The sequence below is a fragment of the Microbulbifer variabilis genome, assembly GCF_052467165.1.
Genome location: NZ_CP174301.1, coordinates 654,491 through 676,253, shown reverse-complemented (window position 1 = coordinate 676,253; position 21,763 = coordinate 654,491). Strand labels below are relative to the sequence as shown.

At 45.8% G+C, this 21,763-nt stretch carries 15 protein-coding genes and 1 tRNA gene; 2 read left to right on the top strand and 14 right to left on the bottom strand.

Annotated elements, in window-relative coordinates; genetic code table 11:
* Positions 1 to 251 precede the first annotated feature (251 nt).
* The 3 genes from ACJJIP_RS02910 to ACJJIP_RS02900 form a co-directional block, all read right to left on the bottom strand.
* Positions 252 to 2,606, bottom strand: a complete 2,355-nt coding sequence (locus ACJJIP_RS02910; protein ID WP_020412392.1) for a chitinase — start codon at positions 2,604 to 2,606, stop codon at positions 252 to 254.
* Positions 2,607 to 3,485: 879 nt separating this feature from the next.
* Positions 3,486 to 4,001, bottom strand: a complete 516-nt coding sequence (locus ACJJIP_RS02905) for a cupin domain-containing protein (protein ID WP_444946188.1) — start codon at positions 3,999 to 4,001, stop codon at positions 3,486 to 3,488.
* 257 nt (positions 4,002 to 4,258) lie between these two features.
* Positions 4,259 to 5,683, bottom strand: coding sequence for an MFS transporter (locus ACJJIP_RS02900; RefSeq protein WP_444946187.1), 1,425 nt, complete (start codon positions 5,681 to 5,683; stop codon positions 4,259 to 4,261).
* A gap of 255 nt (positions 5,684 to 5,938) precedes the next feature.
* Between ACJJIP_RS02900 and ACJJIP_RS02895 the strand changes: the two genes are divergently transcribed.
* The gene (locus ACJJIP_RS02895; protein ID WP_245556666.1) at positions 5,939 to 6,436 is read left to right on the top strand and encodes a helix-turn-helix domain-containing protein; all 498 of its coding nucleotides are present in this window, start codon (positions 5,939 to 5,941) and stop codon (positions 6,434 to 6,436) included.
* Between the two features lie 34 nt (positions 6,437 to 6,470).
* Here the strand turns inward: ACJJIP_RS02895 and cueO are convergent, their stop codons facing one another.
* A complete protein-coding gene (cueO, locus tag ACJJIP_RS02890; RefSeq protein ID WP_282952513.1) occupies positions 6,471 to 8,048 on the bottom strand; it encodes a multicopper oxidase CueO in 1,578 nt (525 codons plus the stop codon).
* Between the two features lie 448 nt (positions 8,049 to 8,496).
* Here cueO and ACJJIP_RS02885 point away from each other — a divergent pair, with 448 nt between their 5' ends.
* The gene (locus tag ACJJIP_RS02885; protein WP_169337098.1) at positions 8,497 to 9,138 is read left to right on the top strand and encodes a tetratricopeptide repeat protein; all 642 of its coding nucleotides are present in this window, start codon (positions 8,497 to 8,499) and stop codon (positions 9,136 to 9,138) included.
* 1,185 nt (positions 9,139 to 10,323) lie between these two features.
* On the opposite strand, the gene cas6e is transcribed toward ACJJIP_RS02885, so the two are convergent.
* The 10 genes from cas6e to folP all read right to left on the bottom strand — a co-directional run bounded on the left by cas6e (position 10,324) and on the right by folP (position 21,733).
* A complete protein-coding gene (cas6e, locus tag ACJJIP_RS02880) occupies positions 10,324 to 11,094 on the bottom strand; it encodes a type I-E CRISPR-associated protein Cas6/Cse3/CasE (RefSeq protein ID WP_282952511.1) in 771 nt (256 codons plus the stop codon).
* Positions 11,095 to 11,104: 10 nt separating this feature from the next.
* Positions 11,105 to 11,863, bottom strand: coding sequence for a type I-E CRISPR-associated protein Cas5/CasD (gene cas5e, locus ACJJIP_RS02875; RefSeq protein ID WP_353375944.1), 759 nt, complete (start codon positions 11,861 to 11,863; stop codon positions 11,105 to 11,107).
* A gap of 8 nt (positions 11,864 to 11,871) precedes the next feature.
* Entirely contained in the window at positions 11,872 to 12,948 is a 1,077-nt protein-coding gene (gene cas7e / locus ACJJIP_RS02870) for a type I-E CRISPR-associated protein Cas7/Cse4/CasC (RefSeq protein ID WP_020412384.1), read from the bottom strand.
* A 134-nt stretch (positions 12,949 to 13,082) separates the two neighbouring features.
* Complete coding sequence (gene casA, locus ACJJIP_RS02865; RefSeq protein ID WP_444946186.1) at positions 13,083 to 15,233, bottom strand: type I-E CRISPR-associated protein Cse1/CasA; 2,151 nt, start codon at positions 15,231 to 15,233, stop codon at positions 13,083 to 13,085.
* A gap of 980 nt (positions 15,234 to 16,213) precedes the next feature.
* Positions 16,214 to 16,759, bottom strand: a complete 546-nt coding sequence (locus ACJJIP_RS02860) for a hypothetical protein (RefSeq protein ID WP_444946185.1) — start codon at positions 16,757 to 16,759, stop codon at positions 16,214 to 16,216.
* Positions 16,760 to 17,993: 1,234 nt separating this feature from the next.
* Positions 17,994 to 18,079 (bottom strand) — tRNA-Leu (locus ACJJIP_RS02855).
* Between the two features lie 7 nt (positions 18,080 to 18,086).
* The gene (gene secG, locus ACJJIP_RS02850; protein ID WP_020412380.1) at positions 18,087 to 18,518 is read right to left on the bottom strand and encodes a preprotein translocase subunit SecG; all 432 of its coding nucleotides are present in this window, start codon (positions 18,516 to 18,518) and stop codon (positions 18,087 to 18,089) included.
* 68 nt (positions 18,519 to 18,586) lie between these two features.
* Positions 18,587 to 19,321 carry a triose-phosphate isomerase gene (tpiA, locus tag ACJJIP_RS02845; protein WP_020412379.1) on the bottom strand — a complete coding sequence of 245 codons (735 nt, stop codon included), beginning with the start codon at positions 19,319 to 19,321 and terminating at the stop codon, positions 18,587 to 18,589.
* Between the two features lie 119 nt (positions 19,322 to 19,440).
* Positions 19,441 to 20,793 (bottom strand): phosphoglucosamine mutase, encoded by a 1,353-nt coding sequence (gene glmM / locus ACJJIP_RS02840; RefSeq protein ID WP_020412378.1) that lies wholly within the window; start codon positions 20,791 to 20,793, stop codon positions 19,441 to 19,443.
* 94 nt (positions 20,794 to 20,887) lie between these two features.
* Positions 20,888 to 21,733: a dihydropteroate synthase gene (gene folP, locus ACJJIP_RS02835; protein ID WP_020412377.1), complete on the bottom strand. Its 846-nt coding sequence runs from the start codon at positions 21,731 to 21,733 to the stop codon at positions 20,888 to 20,890.
* Positions 21,734 to 21,763: the final 30 nt, after the last annotated feature.

The following is a 21,763-nucleotide window of genomic DNA, read 5'->3' as shown; positions in this document are numbered from 1 at the left end:
CGCTACAATAATACCTACTGCTGAATTGTAAAAGTTAAAAATAATCTTATTACCGAAGGTACTGTTTATGTTGACTCGGCACTATTATAGAAAATTTGAGTGAAAATTTATAACTGGCAGCATTTTTACTGCTGAACTTACTTCCCAGCGTATCCCAAATGAAGCCGATGACCCTTCCAAAAAGCCCGGCAATAAAACTATTGCCGGGCTCGCTGATTGAGTAAAGCCGCTATTTAAACTGCCTCTTATTGTTAGTTCTGGTAGTCAATCGTCATATCAAAGTTGCCTTCCACACACTTTGCATAGTCGCCTTCATTGAGCGCAGAATAGGCTGTTTGATAGTTCACTAATTGACAGGCGAAGCTCTCATTACTGGGGTTATCCGCTGACCATCCCCAATTTTTATCCCAGTAGATATTCAGGGATGCCGCACCACCAGTCTGGAACTGGCCCATATTGGCACATCCTAGCTCTTCATCCGCCGGAATATCCACTCCCAAGTACTCGGTAAAGCTCCGGTAATAATCCATACGGTATTGCGAGCGGTAGTCTTCACTGCCTTTACTACATTCGATAGCGCCATTAACGATATTAGTCGTAACTCCAAAACCTGGAGTTAGATTATTGGCCAGATCAATACTGTTTGGCTTCCAGGTGCCATCAACAACATGCAACATGCTCGGTTTGGGTGGCTGCGGGTATACGAAGAAGAATATGGCACTCGCCAAGTTCAGCCAGGTATCTGCTACCAGTTCTGGGTTCTCCAGCAAAGTGTAAATGTCGCCATACATTGCCTGAGAGAACGGGCCATAATTATAGTTCCAGCTCAGCTGTTTGGCGCCTCGGCCAAAGTAACTCTTGTACCCACCATCGGCATTGATTGCACAGGGCCATACCTCTGCAGCCCAGCTACTACCAGAATCACAGGCACCGTACCCTCCGGAAGTTTCCTCTGTCCAACCAATTTCTCGAATCCAGTACAAGCCCTGACGCCATTCCGGTTCATCCCAGGCAGCCGCATGCGCACCGGTTTCCTGGCCAAAATGAGCAAACATAACTGACAGTACCTTGCGGCAAATGGCATCTGAATCGCGGCCATCGGTATATTCCCCACAAAACGCTGGGAACTTAGCCACCGCTCGCAGAAAGTTGGTATAGGTATACTCATCGGCCCGAACAGGGAATAGGTAATCCCAGGTATCCTCGGAAATAATACTCTCTACGCGCAGCACATTTTCAGGATTGGTATTACGACCTGGTTGAACCGCTTCTACAATCGCGTTATTACGGGTTTCAACTGTATCTTTCACTTCTTGCAGGAGTGAATTATTGGCAAGGGTATTTTCTGCCGCTTCCAATTCATTCTGGCCCATCACATGGCCCGCTGCAGGTGCACAACCCGCCTGGCTGATGGTAACCTCATCAACATCACTAGCAGCAGAGGTGTCGGTTGCGGTCAACTGGAAAGTATAGGTTGTATCACTGTAAACCTCAGATAGCACAGCCTGGGTAGAACTACCTACATAGCTGGACAGTTTTACAGAGGGGCCACTGGTCTGGCTCCAGATATAGCTCATACTGCCGCCGCCAGTGGATTGAGAACCATCCAGAGTGATGGTTCCGCTACAACCAATGCTATTTTCAGAAGTAGAGATAATTGCTGTTACTGAACCATCGGAACCGTCATTCTCTTCGGGCCCACCAGTGTCATCCCCAGCCGCTAAATTCTGTATCGTTAGCTGCGCTTCTTCAGTGCTTTCTCCATCGCTGACAATCAGGCTAAAGACATAACTGATATCATAAGCCGCGGCCGGTAAAGTCACTGAAGTTACAGCGCCGGTGGCGGTAGAAATACTTGCCTCTGGCGAACTGGGGGAAAGCTGGGCCCAGCTATAGCTCAGTGTGTCGTCTCCTCCAGAAGCAGTTGCACTAAGCTGGACTGTGCCACCACCAATGATCTGGGACTGGGAGGATGAAACACTCAGGGAAATAGGAGTGGAGTCAGTGCCCTCACTATTATCGCTACCGGTATCACCACCATTGCCGTTGCTGCCAGTACAGCCATCAGTTTCTTTTAAAATCCAAGGGGAGTCCCAGGTGTTTTGCGCGATCAGAGCATCAGAGGGAAGCTGATCTCCATTTGCCCACCATTGGGCAACAAAAATATCACCGGCATAGCAAACCTCACTTCCCTTTCGGTAATTCTGTCCGGGCTGATAAGTCGCTATTGAGCTGGAGCCATCGCCGGAATCCGGGTTGCCACCATCTGTACCATCGTTATCCGAGGCATCGTCACTATTGGAATCATCACTTTCACCACCGGTATCATTATCATCGCTGTTACTGCCCGAGCTATTACAGGCTCCCGCCCCCTCCAGAATCCAGGGAGAATCCCAGGTATTTTGCGCTGTCAGGGCATCGGAGGGTTTCTGATCAGGTGTAGCCCACCACTGCGCTTTAAACAGGTCTCCGGCATAACAAACCTGGCTACCACCGCGATAATGCTCACCGGCAACATAGTCATCGGCTGGCTGAGAGGCCGCCGCACCCTGAGCGCCAATCATCAGTGCCGAAGCTATAGCTGTGCGAATAAAAAGAGGGGTCATAGAGTCTCCGGTTATCTTTTTTAGGGCTTTATTACAAACACCGCAGTACTCGATAGGGACACCCAGCAGAGATCATATGTTATTGCAGTAAAAAATCTTATAAGAGTTTTCGTGAATAATGTGTAACGGCAAATGGATTTGGATAGCTAAAAGTGTGAAACCGCCTTGTTCTTTCCTAGAGAGGCTAAATACAGTGAAGCAACACCTAAATTACCAGTATTAGATTTTTATACATCACTGAGAGTGAGGACACCCTACCCCATTTTACTCTTACCCGTTCTACTCTTATTAGTTCAGAAAATTGAACTCTTAATATTTTCACAAAAACTTAAAATTTTTCTGCGCTCTGCCGATAACACCCCACACAAGCACAGCTGATTCGATAAGGAAGGCAAGAATTGGTTCCCGATTCGCAATACAGCTTTACCTGAAGCAACCACCAGCAAAAAACAATGTTCTACTATAAGCACTTTAAATAAAACATAAACCCAGAGAGGGCAGATTCAGCAGAGTCACATCAATCATCAAAAGACATTAAAATGAAATTACATTTTTTATTTATTTTTTCTTTTGAAAAAAGAGAACAGCAAAATCCAACCTGGAAAAGTCAAAAATAAAAACTTACACATTTCTTCCTTATTTATAAATCGTGATCAAAAAACCATAAGACATAACCCAAGCACGATATACTTTTTTCTATACAAGAAAATGCACCACTTTACAGATGAAAACCCGCTCTTCATATCCAAACACTATCGGCCCACATTAACACCTGTCTAAGTCAAGCTTTCTATCTAATAAACCCATACTTACATAAGAGAAGGAGAGCCTAGCACGGCCCTCATCATGTGAGCTTGTCCAATAAATAACTGCCACCAACTATAATTCTGCAAATTGTTGTAGCCTGCCTTGCCGCTTTTCCTCAGAGAAATCACAACTGGTTAAACGAAACATCAGGGAATAATCAGATAAGCAACGAGTATCATGAATATCGCCTGGGAGGAATGCACTACAATCACCTGGATGCATAGTATAAGAACCCCGACTTACAAGCTGCTCTTCGCCTTTTACAGTTCTCACCAGTCCATAAGTGGACATTTCAACCTCTCCATGCTGAAGTGCATAAAAAACCCAGCCATCGCCATGATTATGTGGATTACGATATAAACCTTGAGTCTCCACATGTGCCAATAATATAAAGCCAAGTTCTGAGTCCCTATATAGCTCAGTCGTTGCCTCTCGATTTTGGTGTAACTTTGCAAGCCACCCCTCGGAATTTGAGGAGCTTGCCAACTTAGCCAGTACTGCTCGACAGTGAACCACGGTATCCGAGTTCAAACCCATCCAGTATTTACGTAATTCTGCAATATGGCGCTCCAAAGAATTACTTACCATAACTTATCTCCAGTCAAATTTAGGTTTAGCTGGTGAGATCTATCGGAAAATAGATTCCGGTAACGTAAATCTGCAATCGATATTTTGTATATTGCGTACTCTCACCAAACAGGGATAAGTTACAACTTCAAGCTCACTTTAGGTCAATAGGTAAATTACTCATAATTCTGCCAGAAGCCTTAACCCAAAAAACAACCCAACAGGTACTCTATTAGCTGTTGAGAGGGCAAATATAAAGTAATGACTAATCCACAGATTCATAATTTACGACTGACCAGGATAGATACCGTCTGAGCAATAAAGGCTATGACAAGAAACAGTAAAGCCAGCAGGTACACTTGATTAAGGCCGGAAACTACCAGCCCTGAATCAAAAGAACTCAAATATGACAAGTGTGAGGTTTTTGCAAAAACCACACTCATCAACGACGCCCCTGTAAGTAGCCCTAGATTTCTCGATAGATTTAGGAGGCCTGAAATACTGCCTTTTACTTTTCTACTAGCACCGTTCATTGTAAAAGTATTGTTAGAAGACAAGTAGATCCCGTACCCTATGGCCATTGCTATTGAGCAGACTAAATAGCCAGCTACACCATAGACCTGTTGCAAATTAGCCATCCCCAAAGAACCCAGTACCAGGAAGAACAAACCAATAATCACTATGCTTCGCGATCTGAATCGGTCAACCAAACGTCCAGCAATATTTGAACAAACGGCAACGACGAAAGACCCCGTAGACATCACCAGGCCTGTCTGAGAGAAACTCAATCCTAATGCCAAAGTCAGATAAAATGGCCCAACAACCAGAGAACTCATTACCGAAGCAGCTACCAAAAGATTAGTAGCTAGGTTCGTATACAAAACATAACCGCCCAGCGCGGGCCCAGGATCGATGCCTCTGCTCAGGTATAAACCCAGTACACCGATGGCAGACAATAAAAAAGTCAATATATTGATAATTCCATAATTATCATTCAGGGGCTTTATCGACAGGGTATAAAAAAGAATTGCTGAAAAGATACAGAATGCGGCAAGAATATTACGTGGATGACGAGCTTGTTCGAGAGCTATGTACCTGGCATCCTCGGGAAGATATTTCTGAGCCAGCCAGTATACGATTACACCCAGGGGCACTTTGACCAGAAAGATTGCTTGCCAGCTGGAAACTTCCAGTAGTAGTCCACCCAATACGGGCCCCGAGCCAGTGCCCACCGCCGAGATACTTCCCAGGAGACCCACTACCGTGCCCACCCGAGCTCTGGAATAGACGTCACTGGCAATTGCCATAGAAACAGCGGTAAACATTGCCGCTCCGATACCTTGCAATGCTCGGAAGAGAACCAATACCCAGATATTTGGCGATAGAGCACAGAGTAAAGTCGATACACTAAAAAGCAGCATGCCGTGAACAAAAATTTTCTTGCGCCCCACTTTGTCGCTGGCGCGTCCGGCAATTGCCAGAGCCGCAGTTAGAAAAATCATAAAAGCGACAATGATCCACTGCGTCCGCGCGTAGGTGGTTCCAAGGTCTGCAACTAACTCCGGAAGCGCAATATTAACACTGCTAACCGCCAATGCATTGAGCAGGGTTGCCAGGCATAAAGCGGTCAGGATTCCCCGACTGGAGAGGTTGCTGGTGGCACCTTTGCTGAATGGTTTCAGAAGTCTTTTAACTGCAAGCATAAAATCCCAAGTGTGGTTAGCCAGACACCGATAAAAAATTAGTGTGCTCAGAAAATACGGAGAATCATGAAAAAAATACTATTTGCTCACCTCGTTAACGGATATACCACTTTTTGCTCCGATATAACTGTGGATAAGCTAAGTGTATATAGCGAGTAACTGGTATACATTCCATCCTTCCCTGCACACTCCTTAGCCCCTGACTCCCTGAGTTATTTGTCTTTCTTTTTGATTTAAGACTTGCCAGGGACCACAGTGAAAACTAGGATACAACTTCAAGTCAGCTTGAGGTCAATAGAGATGGATGATCATCGGGAAATAGATATTCGGGAAGTCTCCAAACGTACGGGACTACCCTCCTCAACACTGCGATATTATGAGGAGAAAGGCCTAATTAAGTCTATCAGCAGGCGTGGTATCACCAGGGTGTTTCCCGGCAGCGTAGTGGAACAACTGTCATTGATATCCTTAGCGCGCTATGCCGGGTTTTCTCTCAATGAAATCGCCTCTTTGTTCACCTATGGCAGCAAACCCAATATCGACCGTGAACAATTACTTGATAAAGCTGATGAATTGGACAAAAACATTCGCCGGCTCAAGGCTATGCGCGATGGTTTGCGACATGTGGCTAATTGTCCAGAGGAGAACCAGCTGGAATGCCCCAATTTCCAGGGGCTGATCAAGAAGGCGATGAAACTGCAGCACAAGGAAGACCGTAAAGTAAAATCCACCAAACCTAGTAGACGAAATTAGCTACAGAGAATATCTAAAGGTATAGTGCTTGTACTCAAGAAACACTGAATTCCGTCATCATGCCTGAATCTTCATGTTCCAATACATGGCAGTGGACCATATAAGGCATATCTGGCATCGCTTCCCGTGGAAAACGTACATATATCTCTGCACTGCCGCCACCTGAGATAGGTACCGTATCCTTCCATCCACACATATATGCTGGCGGTAACGTCCCATTAAATTTAACGACTCGGAACTGACAGCCGTGAATATGTACTGGGTGCAGCATCAAATCACTGCCTTCTGAAATACGCCAGTGAAGATCTCTATTGATTGGCACCTTGAATCCTGGCTCGGTAAATGCAAAGGAGACCCCATTGACTGCATTGGCGGTGAGCTGTGCCTTTAACGGCATTGCCGGAGCCTGGGTAACTAATTGCAATACCTTGTCTACTACTGCTGGATCTGTCCGCCCTGTGGCGATCATCTGTGGCAAACCTGTAGCGTTAATCAGTTTATTGGCCTGAGCCTGCCGGTTCATTTGCATCACCAGACGCTGAGAGATAGGCGGCAATGTTTGTGGTATTTGAGGCAGCGGTACCAACTGTTCTGGTAAGGTGCCCCTTCCCTCTGCTCCTGTAGGTATCACTCGCAGAAATGCCACAGGGCCATCAAACGGGGGTAAACGCATTACCGGCTGCGGCACAGGCAGGGTGATCAAATCAAAAGGCTTACCATCGCGCGCATCGATCATCAGCTCATAACGTTCGCCCGCCGCAATAGGCAGAATATCCACCTGTACCGGTTCGTGTAGGAAGCCTCCATCACTGGCAATCACATACATTGGGCGTTTATCACTAGTACTCAAGCGATAATTGCGCCCATTTGATCCATCCAGAATACGAAAGCGCAGCCAACCCCGGGGAGTTTTCACCTCTGGATTAACGGCCCCGTTAGTCAAGAGGCAATCACCACAATAACCTGCAGCTACGGTTATCTCATTGAAGCGATGAAAGAAACTACCATCTTTGTTAAAGCGGCGATCCTGAATAATCACTGGAATATCATCAACGCCCCATTCTTTTGGCAGAGGCAAAGTATCACTATTTTCATCATCAATAATAATCAGGCCGGCCAATCCCTTAAGCACCAGCTCGGCTGTAGTAGGGTAGAGGTGAGGATGAAACCAGAGCGTAGCTGCCGGCTGGATAATCGGCAGCCTTGCATGCCAGGTCTGCCCAGGCACGATCGGCATATAGGGGCCGCCATCCTCATAGCCTGGGACAATCAGGCCATGCCAGTGGGCTGTCACATTCTGCGTCAACTGATTATTGACACTCACTGTAACTGTCTGCCCTTTGCGTAAGCGTATGGCTGGGCCGAGGAAAGGCCCGTTAAATCCATAGGTAGGTGTGGTTAAACCCTGAATAAAACTCTGTTGATCCGGTTTTACCACTAGATGTATATTCCCCGCTGAATCAGCTCTCAACTCCTTTGGGATAGGCAGTGCCAAACGTTTGCCCCCATTAGGAAGAGAAGACTCCTGAGCCCTTACTTCTGTACCAGTGAATAGCGATGCCGCCATAGCACCAGTACCAAGACAAAACTTCCGACGCGTTAGACGAGACATCCTCCCTCCTTTGGAACCAAGCACATAGATAGCTCTATCCACAAATAGTAGAAAAGCAGGTGCTGTTGGGTATTGAATTGCAGGATAAACTGCCAAGCGTCATTTCAGATTAGAACAAGTAAAAGTATGCCAATTTAAGCGCCCCAGTAAGAACGTATACAAATACAGACAAGAGCAAATCAGTCTTAGAACTTCCATGATTCTGATTGTGGAACAATGACACCTGTCAGACAGCCGGCATACTTAGTCTTGGCTTAGCGAAGCCGCTCGTTTACCCTCCCCCCCTTTTGTGCAGTTCCTGGCAAAAGCAGTAGCTGTGTAGTCCTCTAAGCCGGATAAATGTCTTCCCAATATGCCGTTTTTAGTTCTCTCCATCCTGATACAAGTCGCTTTTGTTATTCACGTACTGAAGACCGGGCGCAATACCACCTGGATATGGATCCTGGTCATGCTGCCTTTGGCGGGACTTATTGCCTATCTGATTTTAGAAATATTGCCAGAAATGAATAATTCCCGAAACGGACAAAAAGCTCGTAGAAAAGTCCAGAAACTGATGAATCCAAATCAAGATATCAATCAGGCAGCACAAAATCTGGCCAAATCCAGTAGCATAAAAAACTATATAAAAATGGCGGAGGAGTGCCTTGAGAAGGGGCTGAACCAGGAAGCCAAGGACTTATATCAAAAGAGCTTGCAAGGCCCCTTTAAGGATGACCCTCAGATTTTGTTCGGATTAGCTCGATGTCTATTTTTGCTCAAAGAATTTAACAACTGTAAGGAAACCCTGGATTTTTTGATAGACAAGAGTCCAGAGTTTAAAGATCAGGATGCCCATCTACTCTATGCTCGCACCCTGGATGCCTTACAGATGATTGCCGAGGCTGAACATGAATACGAGACACTGTACAGCTATTATAGTGGGCCCGCCGCAGGTCTTTACTATGCAATCTTTTTAAAAAGGCTTCAACAAGGAGATAAAGCTATGAATATACTGCAAAGAATCCTAAAAAATGCAGATGAAACAAACAGTTTTTACCGCAGCATCCATAAGGATATTCTTAAGCAGGCTAAAGCAGAACTGTCAGGATAAGGCATAAAGCAGGAAATATTCTTACTCCTAAATACTTTGTTCTAAAGAAAGTAACTCTTTTCTAATACTGGAGCTTGGTAAGTGATCCCGGCTGTTGATGTAAACTATCTGGAGCAGCTACCCCGTAAAGAACAGACACGAAAATAAAAAAACAACCAAGCACAAACGAGGACTACTTTGCATTTTAGCTCTAATCAAGGAAAACCAACTACAATCGCAATTTATTGTGATTGATAACTATGTCACACTGGGTTCAGAGCTGCAGCCCGACCTAAGGACCTATCTATACCAAGTGCTAACATATAAAGTCCCAATTATCGGATCCGCCAAAAAACGATATAAAGGGACTCCAGGCAAAGCTGACACTCTACGAGGTAATAGCATCAAGCCATTATATATAAGTAGTTTTGGTGTTGGCCTTACAACCTAAAAACCTCATATCCTACAAGGTATGGCCAATACAGAATACCCTCACTTTTGAAACTGGTAGATAGAGAATGCAAGCACTATCCGGTTAGCTGGTCCAAGGAAAGGATGCCCTAAAAAGTAGTGGCCAGCAGCCGAACATCGACTGCTGGCCATTGCACTCGTACAGCACAAACCCCATCCCCGGCAAACACTCTAGCAGATAACATCATTCCCCAGAGTTTGTTCAACCCTGCACAGGCAGGGAAACATCCACACTCCGACTAACGATTTCTCCATCGTCGGTTCATCCCCGTGGGCACAGGGAAAGTTCAAACTTTGAAGATTTAGTAATCAGCTAATTATTTACGTCGCCAGAAATAGGCGCGATAACTTACCACTAGAATTATGAAAGTGCATTACCCCTAAATAGGTAATTCAACACAAGGAGGGAAATTATTAAAGCCTTAGTCGAGTTTTATCAACTGCCTCCAGACCATTGAGAAGCTCACGCCTTAGGCTAAGCTATTGCTCCCACAGTAAACTGACCCCGCATAGCGGGGAACATATTGGCCTTCATCTGTATTTTAAAAATACTACCGGCTAAACCCCACCCATGTGGGGAACACACCTGGAGAAAATCAATCGGGATTGATTTTATCGGTAAAGCCCTGCCTGAGCTGGGAAATTGACAATACTTGTTTCATACTCGAGAAAGTGTCTAATATATACGCCCTCATCAAAAAAACTCAGCCTGCAAATACTCCACTCTTCTAAAAGTCAAATGCGGCGTATCAGCATCAAACCACAACCAAATGCCTTGGCCGGACCAATACCCGTACAAATCTTCTGTAAGAATAACTCTGGATCAGTCACCAGCAGTTCTCCACGATAATCTACTGAGCAGAAACCAGCACCGCGTCCTTTTTTCGGCAGAAGGTTCCAGCGATAGCCATTACTGTGAAGTTTTGGAGGGTAAATATCAAAACCCATGCGCGAGCCCCTATCAATCAGCCAGTGACGAGAAGCTACCACGGATACCTCCTGGAGCCGGGATTCTATTTGCCCACCTGCATAGAAACCTGGTTTTGCATCCAGTAGGCGCTGTTTCAACTCTCCCTTTCTTCCGCTTTGCAAAAGTGAATGAGTTTTACATTGATCACGTAACCAATGATATTGGGCATCCATCAAAATATCATGACGCTTACCTCGGCCAGCCACAGCCGACTTTCGTGAAATAGTAGGGTTGGCTCGCAGGCGAAACGCCAGCCGATCCCCGGCCTGTAACCGAGGTATAAAAGCTTTACTCTCTACACTAAACAGCGACCCATCTCTAATCGGCTTCTTCCGAGAAAGCAGGTAAAATACTGGCAGACTTCGCTCACTCAGGAGCTGCTCACAGGCTGATTCCTCACGAAACAGAAAACGCTCGCTACCATTGAATAACTCCCATAACATCTGATGGATACCGTAGCTGTTATTTTTCAACAGGGTCGCCAATTGCGCTTGTATGGCTAAACTGGAGGACACTTGAATTCTGGATAAGTACATAGCCACTTCCTTATGAACGCCAGTGATATTCCATACGCGGCTGGAACTGCCAGCGCTTGCGAGATAGAGGTTCGTCCAGGCGACTCAATTGCTGCACAGCTCCCAAGGAAAACTGTTCATCTTCCTGTGAAAAATCCTCTATATCACCCTCCCAGTAGTATTGGCTAGGCAAATCATCAGGTCGCCAGCGCTCCTGCCTTGCCCATGTAAGTTGATACTGCAAGACGTCAGTCAATGGGTACAGATCAAGTGCATGCCGAAAATTCTCAGCCTCTATTAAATGAGCAGCAGTGGGTACCGACAAAGGAAAAGCCTTACGCCCCAGATACAGATGAAACTTGGGGCGAGCCAGTGCCCCAGCCAGATCTTTCAGCGACCAATGCGCGCTCTCTGTTGCTTTAAGAGCGACCAATACTTGAGCATCGGCTAAGTATTCGCGTTGAGACAAGATAGTGCCCAGCCGGCTGCAGCCCACTACCAATTCGTCCCTACGTGTGCGATAACGGAATTTACCGGCACTGTCTGGAGCTTGTATTGTATGAAAGTCTCTTTGCAGAACTCCCGAGTTAACTATTTTTATTGCCTGACAATACCCTCTCGCCAACTCCAACTGCTGTGTTTCCTCTGATCTCTTAATACCCAATGCTGCACCAAGCAAACCTGCAATAGCTGACTTGCTGGGATAACAAGCACTGTGCCTGATTCCACCAACTGCAACCTCTCCCCAGGATGCCATGGCGCCATAAAGGCGAAATACCAAGTGTTCCATAAAGCCACCTATTCGCTAACGAATGCCAGCAACTCTCGCAGGCTACCCTGCCCATTTACGGCATTGAGAATATAGCGGCTGTCAGCACACTGGCCATATACCTTGTCGAAATTATGCAGTTGTCCTTGCAGCGCATCAATCGCCTCCTGAGCGTAATCCTCGCTATAGCGATCCACGGGTTTTAAATAGGCTACGGAAAGTGATCGCGGCTGCTGATCGCCGACTTCAGCGAGCACATAAGAGGCATATGCACGGCTGGCATAACTGTTTTGTTTTCCGGCAGGAGCAATTTTGAGAATTGTTTCAGTCAAGGCTGCAAGTGTACGATCGGCAAGTGATTTATCTTCACCAAGGTTATCAATCAGCTGCTCTTTGTTGATACAAATATAAGAGTAGAAAAGTCCTGCGGCAAAACCGGCTTCTCCGAGGTGAGCTGCACCATTATCCTTACCATGATTATTGAGGTCGTCCACTGCGGTAAAATAATCATCCTCAATGACTACAGAATGTACTGATAGTGCATGAGCCACTTGACAAGCGGCTTCGATATTATAAGCAGGCTTGGAGGCGAGCATTCTACCAAACAGGGCGATATCTACCGCCATATTTTCTCTACGCAGTAAGTCCAGCTCAGATTTTTCCGGCTCACGACCTTCTGCTGCAAGTTTGTGTAACAGATCCTCAATACCCTTTTGCTCAGCCAAACTCAGGTGCACCAGCTGCTCAATTTCGAGATCCGCACTTGGATTATCTTTTTCCGACTTTTTTAGTTTGCCAAATTGTTCCGCTATCCTCTGAGCCCATAGTTTTGCTTTCTTCTCTGCTACTCCCAGCCTAAGTAACTTTTCAAAAACCAAAACACCTTGTCGCTTACTGCGCGTTCCAACTAAGCCATTTTCTGCCTCTCTCCCTAAGGCACGCTGGAATAAATCTGAAGTGCGCCAGTGACGTTTTAGACTCTGTGAGGATATGCGAAGTCGATCATACCCCCCCATTTTGGCAGTTTTTGGTCTCCCTAAATCATCCCGGTTCAGATTAGCTGGTGGATAGGCAGTCAAAACATGTAATTGGATAAACCGACTCACTACTCTCTCCTTGTTTTGAGACGATTGTTCGCTCAAAAGCACTCACGCCAGCTTTGATACCGATAAGAACTCTAAAGGAAGTTCATAATTTGAAAATCAACTCGCTGACTAAAAAATATTAAACTTGAGACTAACTAATAATCTAACAGCCTTGCGTAATAGTCCGTTGCCCAACGAACAGCCAATCGCTCCCTTACATTTCGCACCGGTGCCACTCGCCTTTCATGCTGCCAATGCAACAAATCATTAGCTAGACTGGCGATATCTGCTTTTCCACTAAGTAATCTTAGAGCCCTGACCAGACGTCGATAAAATTCAGGAGTGTCTCTACTCCGTTGCAGTTGGGAAAAGCGCATCTCACTCATCACCGGCCGTCCATTTCCTTCATCAACAGTAGCTAGAGAATGAGCAATTGTTTTCGCCACATCTCTAGGAGTATCACTGCTAACGTGAGCAGCCAAAGTCGCTACAAGTGCAGCATCCTCCAGACGAATATCTTCGTTGTTTTGCCAACGGTCGGGCATTGCCTTCAAAAAACGAATGAATGCTGAAGTAACCAAAGCGTCCATTGGTTCTACAGCACGCCGTAGCCGCGCACGGTCTGCGCGTCCCTCTAACGTATTGAGCCAGGTATGCCATGCACGCAGTTTCGAAACATCTTCACTTTTGAGAAATTGATAACTCGCCATCACGCTCTCTCCTTGCTCAAATTCAGCGTCACTATCCAGTAAATTCACTCTGGCCATACGACTTAACTTGGCTTGTAGACCCTCCCTAGCTCCAAAAACTCTTTTCTGATTTAAATCTTCTACAAAATTGTCAAGTATCCACCGATCAAAACTTTCTTCTGCAACAGTTTTAAGAGTTCTGTACCAGCTTGCTATCATATTTTGTGACACAGATTTTAGTTCTTGAGAGTGTGTGGAGAGGATGCTCAGCATTTTGTAAAATTCCGGCTCAGTAATTCTCCAGAAATTTCGATCAATAAATAAAAGATTGCCTTTAGCTTCTTTATATTGAGGAAACCACACAGATTTGATATAAAAGCGCAGTGCCTTTAACACATCTCTTGCCATCTTTATTAGCAAACTTACTTGCTCAACAAAATGCACTTGTTCGTGCTGCTTTACTAAAATTACAGGCATTTGGTATTCGGACCAATAGCGGGCCTTCATGTTGTCCATGTCATATCCAAAGCACCACAAACTCAGATGATTACCACCAGTCTTTTCATTAATTAATTCACCATACTCCTTATTAAAATAATGCACAGTTGCACTGGCACGATCACCTAGAGTATCGTCATGCCATAACAGGCCAAGCCAGCGTTGATAACCGATTGCATCCCGCTGCCCCTTTAAACTGATTGGTGGGCTCTTTTTCTTTGGATTAAATCGATAGGGTGTTAACGGATGAAGCCAAGCACCATCGTAATTGACACCATAGTTCTTGGATATAAAATGACTAAGTAAAGAAGAAGAGTGCTCGCCGCATAAGTCGCATGAGCCAATATGTAATGTCGCCAGATCCAGGCGAATCCTTCGAGGCATGGACCAGTACATTTGCAAAGGGTGTGTATCTTCGGGGTAAGTAGGCATCCCGTTGGTGTTGGAAAGTCGTGTAGGAGCCAGCCAAGGAAAAACACTGGTATCCTTATTACTCGGCCTAGTGGGTATTTCCTCCATTGGTAATACATTCAGCCAGAGCTTTTGCCAGAGACTACTTTCATCTGAAGACGACATTAGCAGCGTGGTTAAAGGGCCCCCGCCACGCAGGCTGGTTCTATGCCCCAGCCCACCTGAAGGGGCATTAATCTGCAAGGTTAAAAGAGCAGTGGCAACACAGCTAGGACACATACCTTGAACCTGGTTACACTTAATAAAGTGATCCAAATTTGCCTTACAGGTTTTATTACCGGGCGCTTCAATCAATAAGGAGACAACCGGCTTGGACTCACCAGTAACCAAACCCAGATCCTGCATAAAAGCTGGCTCGGTCCAAGCCATTAACTCAAACACCTTTTCATAGTATGAAAAAACAGCTTTGAGTGACTCTGGTGAAGGGGATTCCTGATATAGCCTCCCCCAAGAATTCACATTTCTCGGTGCAAAAGTAGTCTGTAGCAGGCCAATCAGAAACTGATACAAAGCCCCGCGAAAATCTGCACGTACTGTCACAATATCAAGGATCGCATTATCCCGATCCGTAATCTGCCAAGGGGTGACTTTAACTCTTGCTCCATCCTGACGAATTACCGGTATCCATGAGTCACTAATAAGATTCACTTTGATCCTCCCTGATCAAATACTATCCAGTTTTATTGCAGCAATATTACCAATCCTTTTCATAAGGACCAGAAATTACATTCACCTTGATACTTGGAGGTCTCGCTATAAATATTTGATGGCCTATCGGCTCTCACTAATAGACATTCTAAATTTAATTGATTCTTCTCCCAATAAAATGATCTATCTCAATTAATAGGTATTTTTTTCGTTTATTGACCAGGGCTCTTCATTAATTTAGCAGTAGAGTAACTGTCCAGTTCATTAATATTGCCCTCCTATAGAGACCGAAGTCATTATGGTTATTGGATATTGAACTCACGCCCCTTAAAGTGATGCTATTATTTTCACTAGCTCATCGAGGATTTTGGCTGGTTGGATTTATAAGGCTTATATTAAAAGTTTTAAGCTTCTATCAACGGCCAATGTAAACACCCCTTAAATCTTAAAGAATCTCATTAATCATGGCTTCAACAAACAGGCTTAATAAAAATAAATAATTCCAAAACAGGACCAAGTGGCAACCTTAAGAGATTTTTGAAAACGCTCTTAACTTTTATAAACTACGATATACAGACGATCTATCTAAGACATGTGGTTAAGACATTGCCCCCCAGCAAGCAACACCACAAAATTAAGAAAAATAAAATTTATTCATATAATTGCATTATGCAACTATCAGGGAGTAGTGGCGCTCGAGCGCATTGAAAATAGCAGCTTTATTAAGCTCATGTTCTTATTAAGTGCCAAGCTAATTTGAGATACAACTAAAACCCAAGCTCTACAACTCCATACCAAATATTAAGTAATTACTCAAAGATAGGGGGTCTCATCCTTTTCTCAATACAAGGTAATTTTAGATCCTCAAAGGGTTTAACTTGGGTCTTATAATAAGTCCACAATCAGTAACGGATATTACATTGAAACAGAGTCCGACTATAGGATAGCCGGTATTTCTACCGGCACTATTAATCTACGAACTAAAATACCTCGTAAATATAAATTTCTAAATCTACATCTTGGATCACGTCCATATCACCCCGAATATCGACTGTTAAATTATCGCACTTGCCTTCTGTAATTAAGGTATTATCGATAGTTAAGATTACCTCTTTGCGCAAATCTGAAATAGGTACGTTGGTGTAGATATTCTTGTTGTCCCTATCAGCTCCTATTGCAATTTTGCTACCATCCTCAGCAATACAGCTAGCTGTCATCCTGATGTCATAAACAAAATCATAGATCTTGGGACGATCCATGGTATAACAATTTTCTCTGGCGTATGAAGAGCGACAAATGACGTCTGGTTTAATTTCTCCTAGACCTGATACGACTGCAGTAATATCAAAGGTAATTTCCTGTCCACTATCACCGAAGATTTCAATATTTGCAATGCGCCGGGTATCTGAACTATGGGAAAAATCTGTAACACTATGCTTAACACCAGCAATTGCAACCACTTCCGCAAACAATGGGCTGGAGAGCAAAAAAGCCAACACCAATAACATAACTTTAAAACACTTCATTTTTTATCCTTAAAAAATTAACATACGCAGCGGCAGTATAAATACCCTTTTATTTACTAACAAGTAAATATCGAACTCAGTCAGCTCAATTACATTGACGCACTATAAATCAAAGGATTTCAGCTCAATTATCATTTATGGCGCTGGCAATTAAACGCTGAACTTCACCCCTACTTTACTCTTAATAGAATGTACCGCGGTGCCATTTAGAAATAATCAGACTGGGGAGCTAATTTTACTTAGCTAAACAGAAGAGTTCGGGTTGCTCTCACTCCGAAGAGCACATTAAAGTTTGATTCTATCTGCTGACTTGTAAGAAGCCCCAAGTGCGAACCCTGCAAGTCCCTGGCATAGCTACATAATGAATAATGGCCTCACTTCTTGCAGGGAAAATTTACCTATCTATCATTGGGTGCTAGATAGCCAAATACTGTTCGCTGAAGCCTGCCGTCAAACTAAATTATTGACTTACGGATTCTTGAAGTGAAAGTACAGTAACTAGTTTCCCAGCTATATTTTGCTCCGCCAAGACAATTGTGGAACTATGAGCAAGTTTGCCAAACTGAACGGCATAGCAACAAATTCAGCGAATATCCCGCAAAACCCGTAGAGCAACATGCATTACATCCCGCTCCTCAATATGACGGACAACAGAAATTTCATCTTGGGAATGCAGGTAGGTGTTAGGCCTTTGCCCAATTTGAAAGAAGGTATTATTTCTTAACCTGGCTCGCACATGATCGGCGATCCCTTCTGCCTAAATCCCTTTTTGATAATTTCATCACTCTTCCACAGCTGCAGAAAAATTTCAGTCTATTCGAATCTCACCTGGTGTTTTTCAATGTGCTTTCTACCAAAAGAGGCACGCCTCCTACGAATAGCAAATTTATTCCCGCAACTTTTACTACTTCTGCTATAGGCAATCCCGGAGCCAGCGTTCATTGCTTTGCCTGGAATCGGCATCCATGCGGCCAATACTTTACTCCAGTAGATTTGAGCACAAGCACAACCCCTGGCCATCTGTTAGCCACTGGTCCTTGTCGCTTGGTTTGACCTGCTTGGTTTGGGCATTCAGAGCCATAGTGGTGTTACCAGTTTCTAAATTGAACCAGGTAGCACAAATATAGCACCGGATGACAACGAACAAGAGCGGGGGGGCTGTACCCTCCAGATAGCAAAAAGCCCGGATTTACCGGGCTTTCTGGATGATTCCGAACTTCTTCGGATCTTGATGTGGTGCCCAGGGCGGGACTTGAACCCGCACGAGCATAGCTCACTACCCCCTCAAGATAGCGTGTCTACCAATTCCACCACCTGGGCTTAAAATTTACTGCTGTTCCTCATTTTCCTGATCAGCTTCAGACTCTGTGGAGTCACTGTCAGTGGGAGCCTGGGGAACATCACCAGATTCCAAATCTGCTTCGAGTTGCGGGATATCACTTTCGATTTCGGGCAACTCTGTAGCAGGGGCGCCCTGCTCTATTACAGCAGGTATTTGCGGCAGGTCTGCATCGACATTAGCATCGGCGTTCTGACGAGCCAAAAAGGCCAGCCCCAAACTGGTGACGAAGAATACCGTCGCAAAAATTGCTGTCAAGCGAGAAAAGAAATTTCCGCTACCCTGACTACCAAAAACTGTCTGTGATGCACCCGCACCAAAAGAGGCACCTGCTTCCGCGCCTTTACCTTGTTGCAGCAAAATCAAACCGATAATGCTCAACGCTGTCAGAACGTGTACGACTAATACCAATTTTTCCATTTTCTGGAAACTCTCTGCCGGGGTTGAACCAACCCGTTTTCAGTATTCCCTAATCCACCCGCTGTAATCTAGATTGCAGCGTGGCAAATTGCAGCGAACTCTTTCGCATCAAGCGAGGCTCCACCAACAAGGGCACCGTCAATATCAGCCTGCGCAAACAGCGCGCCGGCATTAGCGGATTTTACACTACCGCCATATAAAATCTGCACTTCAGCACCAATATTACCGAGCTGAGCACGGATAAACTGATGCACACTCTGTGCTTCCTCTGGAGTCGCAGTTTTTCCTGTGCCTATGGCCCAAATTGGCTCATAAGCAACAACAGCGTCTTTCCAGGCGTTTGTATCAATAAGATCACTTATCGCCGCAATTTGTGCAGTAACAACCTCTAGAGTACGCCCCTCTTCCCTCTCTTCAAGGGTTTCTCCCACACACAAAATGGGAATCAGACCAGCCCGCTGAGCAGCAACAAATTTCTTCGCTACCAGCTCATTGGTTTCTGCGTAGAGGCTACGGCGCTCAGAATGACCGACAATTACATATCGGGCATTCCAGTCGAGCAACATGTTTGCAGAAACTTCACCAGTAAAAGCCCCTACGGGCTCCTGGCTCATATTCTGCCCGCCGACCCAAATGCTGCCTTTATCCTTCGCTACCTGAGCAACCAAGGGGAGGTAAGGGAATGGCGGACATACAACAACGTCGGAAGTCACTCCCTCCAGATCGAGGTCTGCAAAAAAATGCTCGGCAAACTCTCGGCTGCCATTCATTTTCCAGTTAGCTGCTACCAGCGGTGTTCGCATGTGTGCTCCTTCAAGGGGCGCAAATCTTAGCGACATTGCCGCCAACATACAACCAAAAATATACGACTTTACCGTATACCCGGCTCAGTCCAGCTTACCAAGCTTTCTTCAATTCGGAATCAGCTATTCCCTATCCGCTCAACCACGGAGGAAATCTGTTTTGCCAATTGTTCAACCAGTGCACTGTCGCGTCCTTCTACCATTACCCGAATCAGTGGCTCAGTGCCTGATGGGCGCAAGAGTACACGTCCACTATCGGCAAGCTGGCCCTCTGCATCGCTAACGGCCGCTCTCACGTCCCGGTGCTCAATTACACCATCTCTATGCCCCAGTCGCACATTAATCATGTGCTGGGGTAGCATTCTCATACGCGATTTGAGCTGATGCAAGGGCTCATTAAATTCACGCAAAGCACGAAGTACCTGAAGTGCAGCAACAATACCATCACCGGTGGTGGAGGCATCAGCACAGATAATATGGCCCGAAGATTCACCACCCAGCATCCAACCATTTGCAGACATTTTCTCCAGGACATAACGATCCCCGACTTTTGCCCGCTCAAATGGGATATTGCGCTCTCGCAAGGCCAGCTCGAACCCATAGTTACTCATTAGGGTGCCGACCACCCCTTTACACCCACCAAGGAACTCTTGCTGGTGCAAGCCGATAATAAAAAGCAACTGGTCGCCATCGACGAGTTCACCGTTACGATCCACAAATAGTACTCGGTCACCATCGCCATCGAATGCAATTCCCAAATCCGCTCCCTGTTCCAGCACTGCCTTCTGGAGCTGCTGGGGTTGGGTCGAGCCGCACTCAAGGTTGATATTCATTCCATCAGGACTGACACCCAAGGCTGTGACCTCGGCTCCAAGCTCACGGAATACTTTCGGGGCAATATGGTATGTCGCTCCATTGGCGCAATCCAATACGATCTTGAGCCCATCGAGGGAGAAGTTCCAGGGAGTAGATGCCTTGCTGAACTCGATATAGCGAGCAGCAGCATCATCAATTCGGTGGGCCTTGCCGAGATCCTTTGCGGTCTCCATAGGCAGGCTCAGCGCCGCCTCAATTTCCATCTCTATCTGATCTGGTAACTTGCTACCCTCAGCACTAAAGAACTTAATACCGTTATCATGGTAAGGGTTGTGAGAGGCACTGATCACAATACCTGCGCGCGCATGGAAAGTCCGGGTTAAGTAGGCGATTGCAGGCGTTGGCATTGGCCCAAGCAATCCCACATCCACGCCGGCATTTATCAAACCAGCCTCCAGTGCGGCCTCAAACATATAACCGGAAACCCGTGTATCCTTGCCAATCAAAATACAGGGTCTGCCCGGACGCTTCTCGCCAGCCATTTTTCCCAGCACCTTACCGGCAGCATATCCCAATCGCAGCATAAAATCCGGGGTAATCGCGCCTTCGCCCACTCGCCCACGGATACCATCAGTGCCAAAAAATTTTCTTTCCATAACTCTTCTCAGTAACGTCAAATACCGCTTTTTTATCTTGCGGAAAATACAGAAATTTCCCAGCGGCTCGGTTTAACTTCGTCAGTGGAACGGGTTAGCCTTCGCGGTCAACCATTTGTTGTAAGCGCAACACATCCACGGTCTCTGCGACGTCATGGACCCGCAGGATCTTAGCTCCTCGCTGCGCAGCCATCATGGCGAGAGCCAGACTTCCAGGCAGCCTTTCATCCACTTCACGTTTTAGCAGCCGCCCGATCATTGACTTGCGAGATAACCCGGCAAGGATAGGAATATTGGAGGGGGCCAGCTGAGATAAACCACGTAATAGTGCTAGGTTATGCGCATCAGTTTTTCCAAAGCCGAAACCCGGATCAATGATAAGCCGCTCGCGTACTATTCCCCGGCTTTCACATATCGCGATTCTCTGCTCCAGATAAGCGGCAACTTCCTCCACTACATTTCCATAGGAAGGCGCCGCCTGCATGCTACCTGGCTGTCCCTGCATATGCATCAGGCAAATTGGTAATCCAGTTTGCGCCGCAGCTTCTAAGGCCCCAGGCCGCTCCAAAGCACGAACATCATTAATTAAGCCTGCCCCAACTTCGGCAGCGGCCTGCATCACCGCAGGAGTACTGCTATCGACAGAAATTACAATTTCAAAGTTCGAGCTAATAGCCTCAACAACTGGAATAACCCGATCTAACTCCTCTTGTTCCGAAACCGGGCTTGCTCCTGGGCGGGTGGACTCACCACCCACATCCAGGATGGCAGCTCCTGCCATCAGCATCTGTTCAGCTCGACACAGAACCAGAGACAGGTCCAGGCTTCCGCCAGCATAGTAGCTGCCGCCGTCAGAGAAAGAGTCCGGTGTTGTATTCAGGACCCCCATAACAACAGGCTGGGATAAGTCCAGCGCATGTTTTCCACAAATAATTTTCATGTCAAAGATAAAAAAACGGAATGCCAGAGC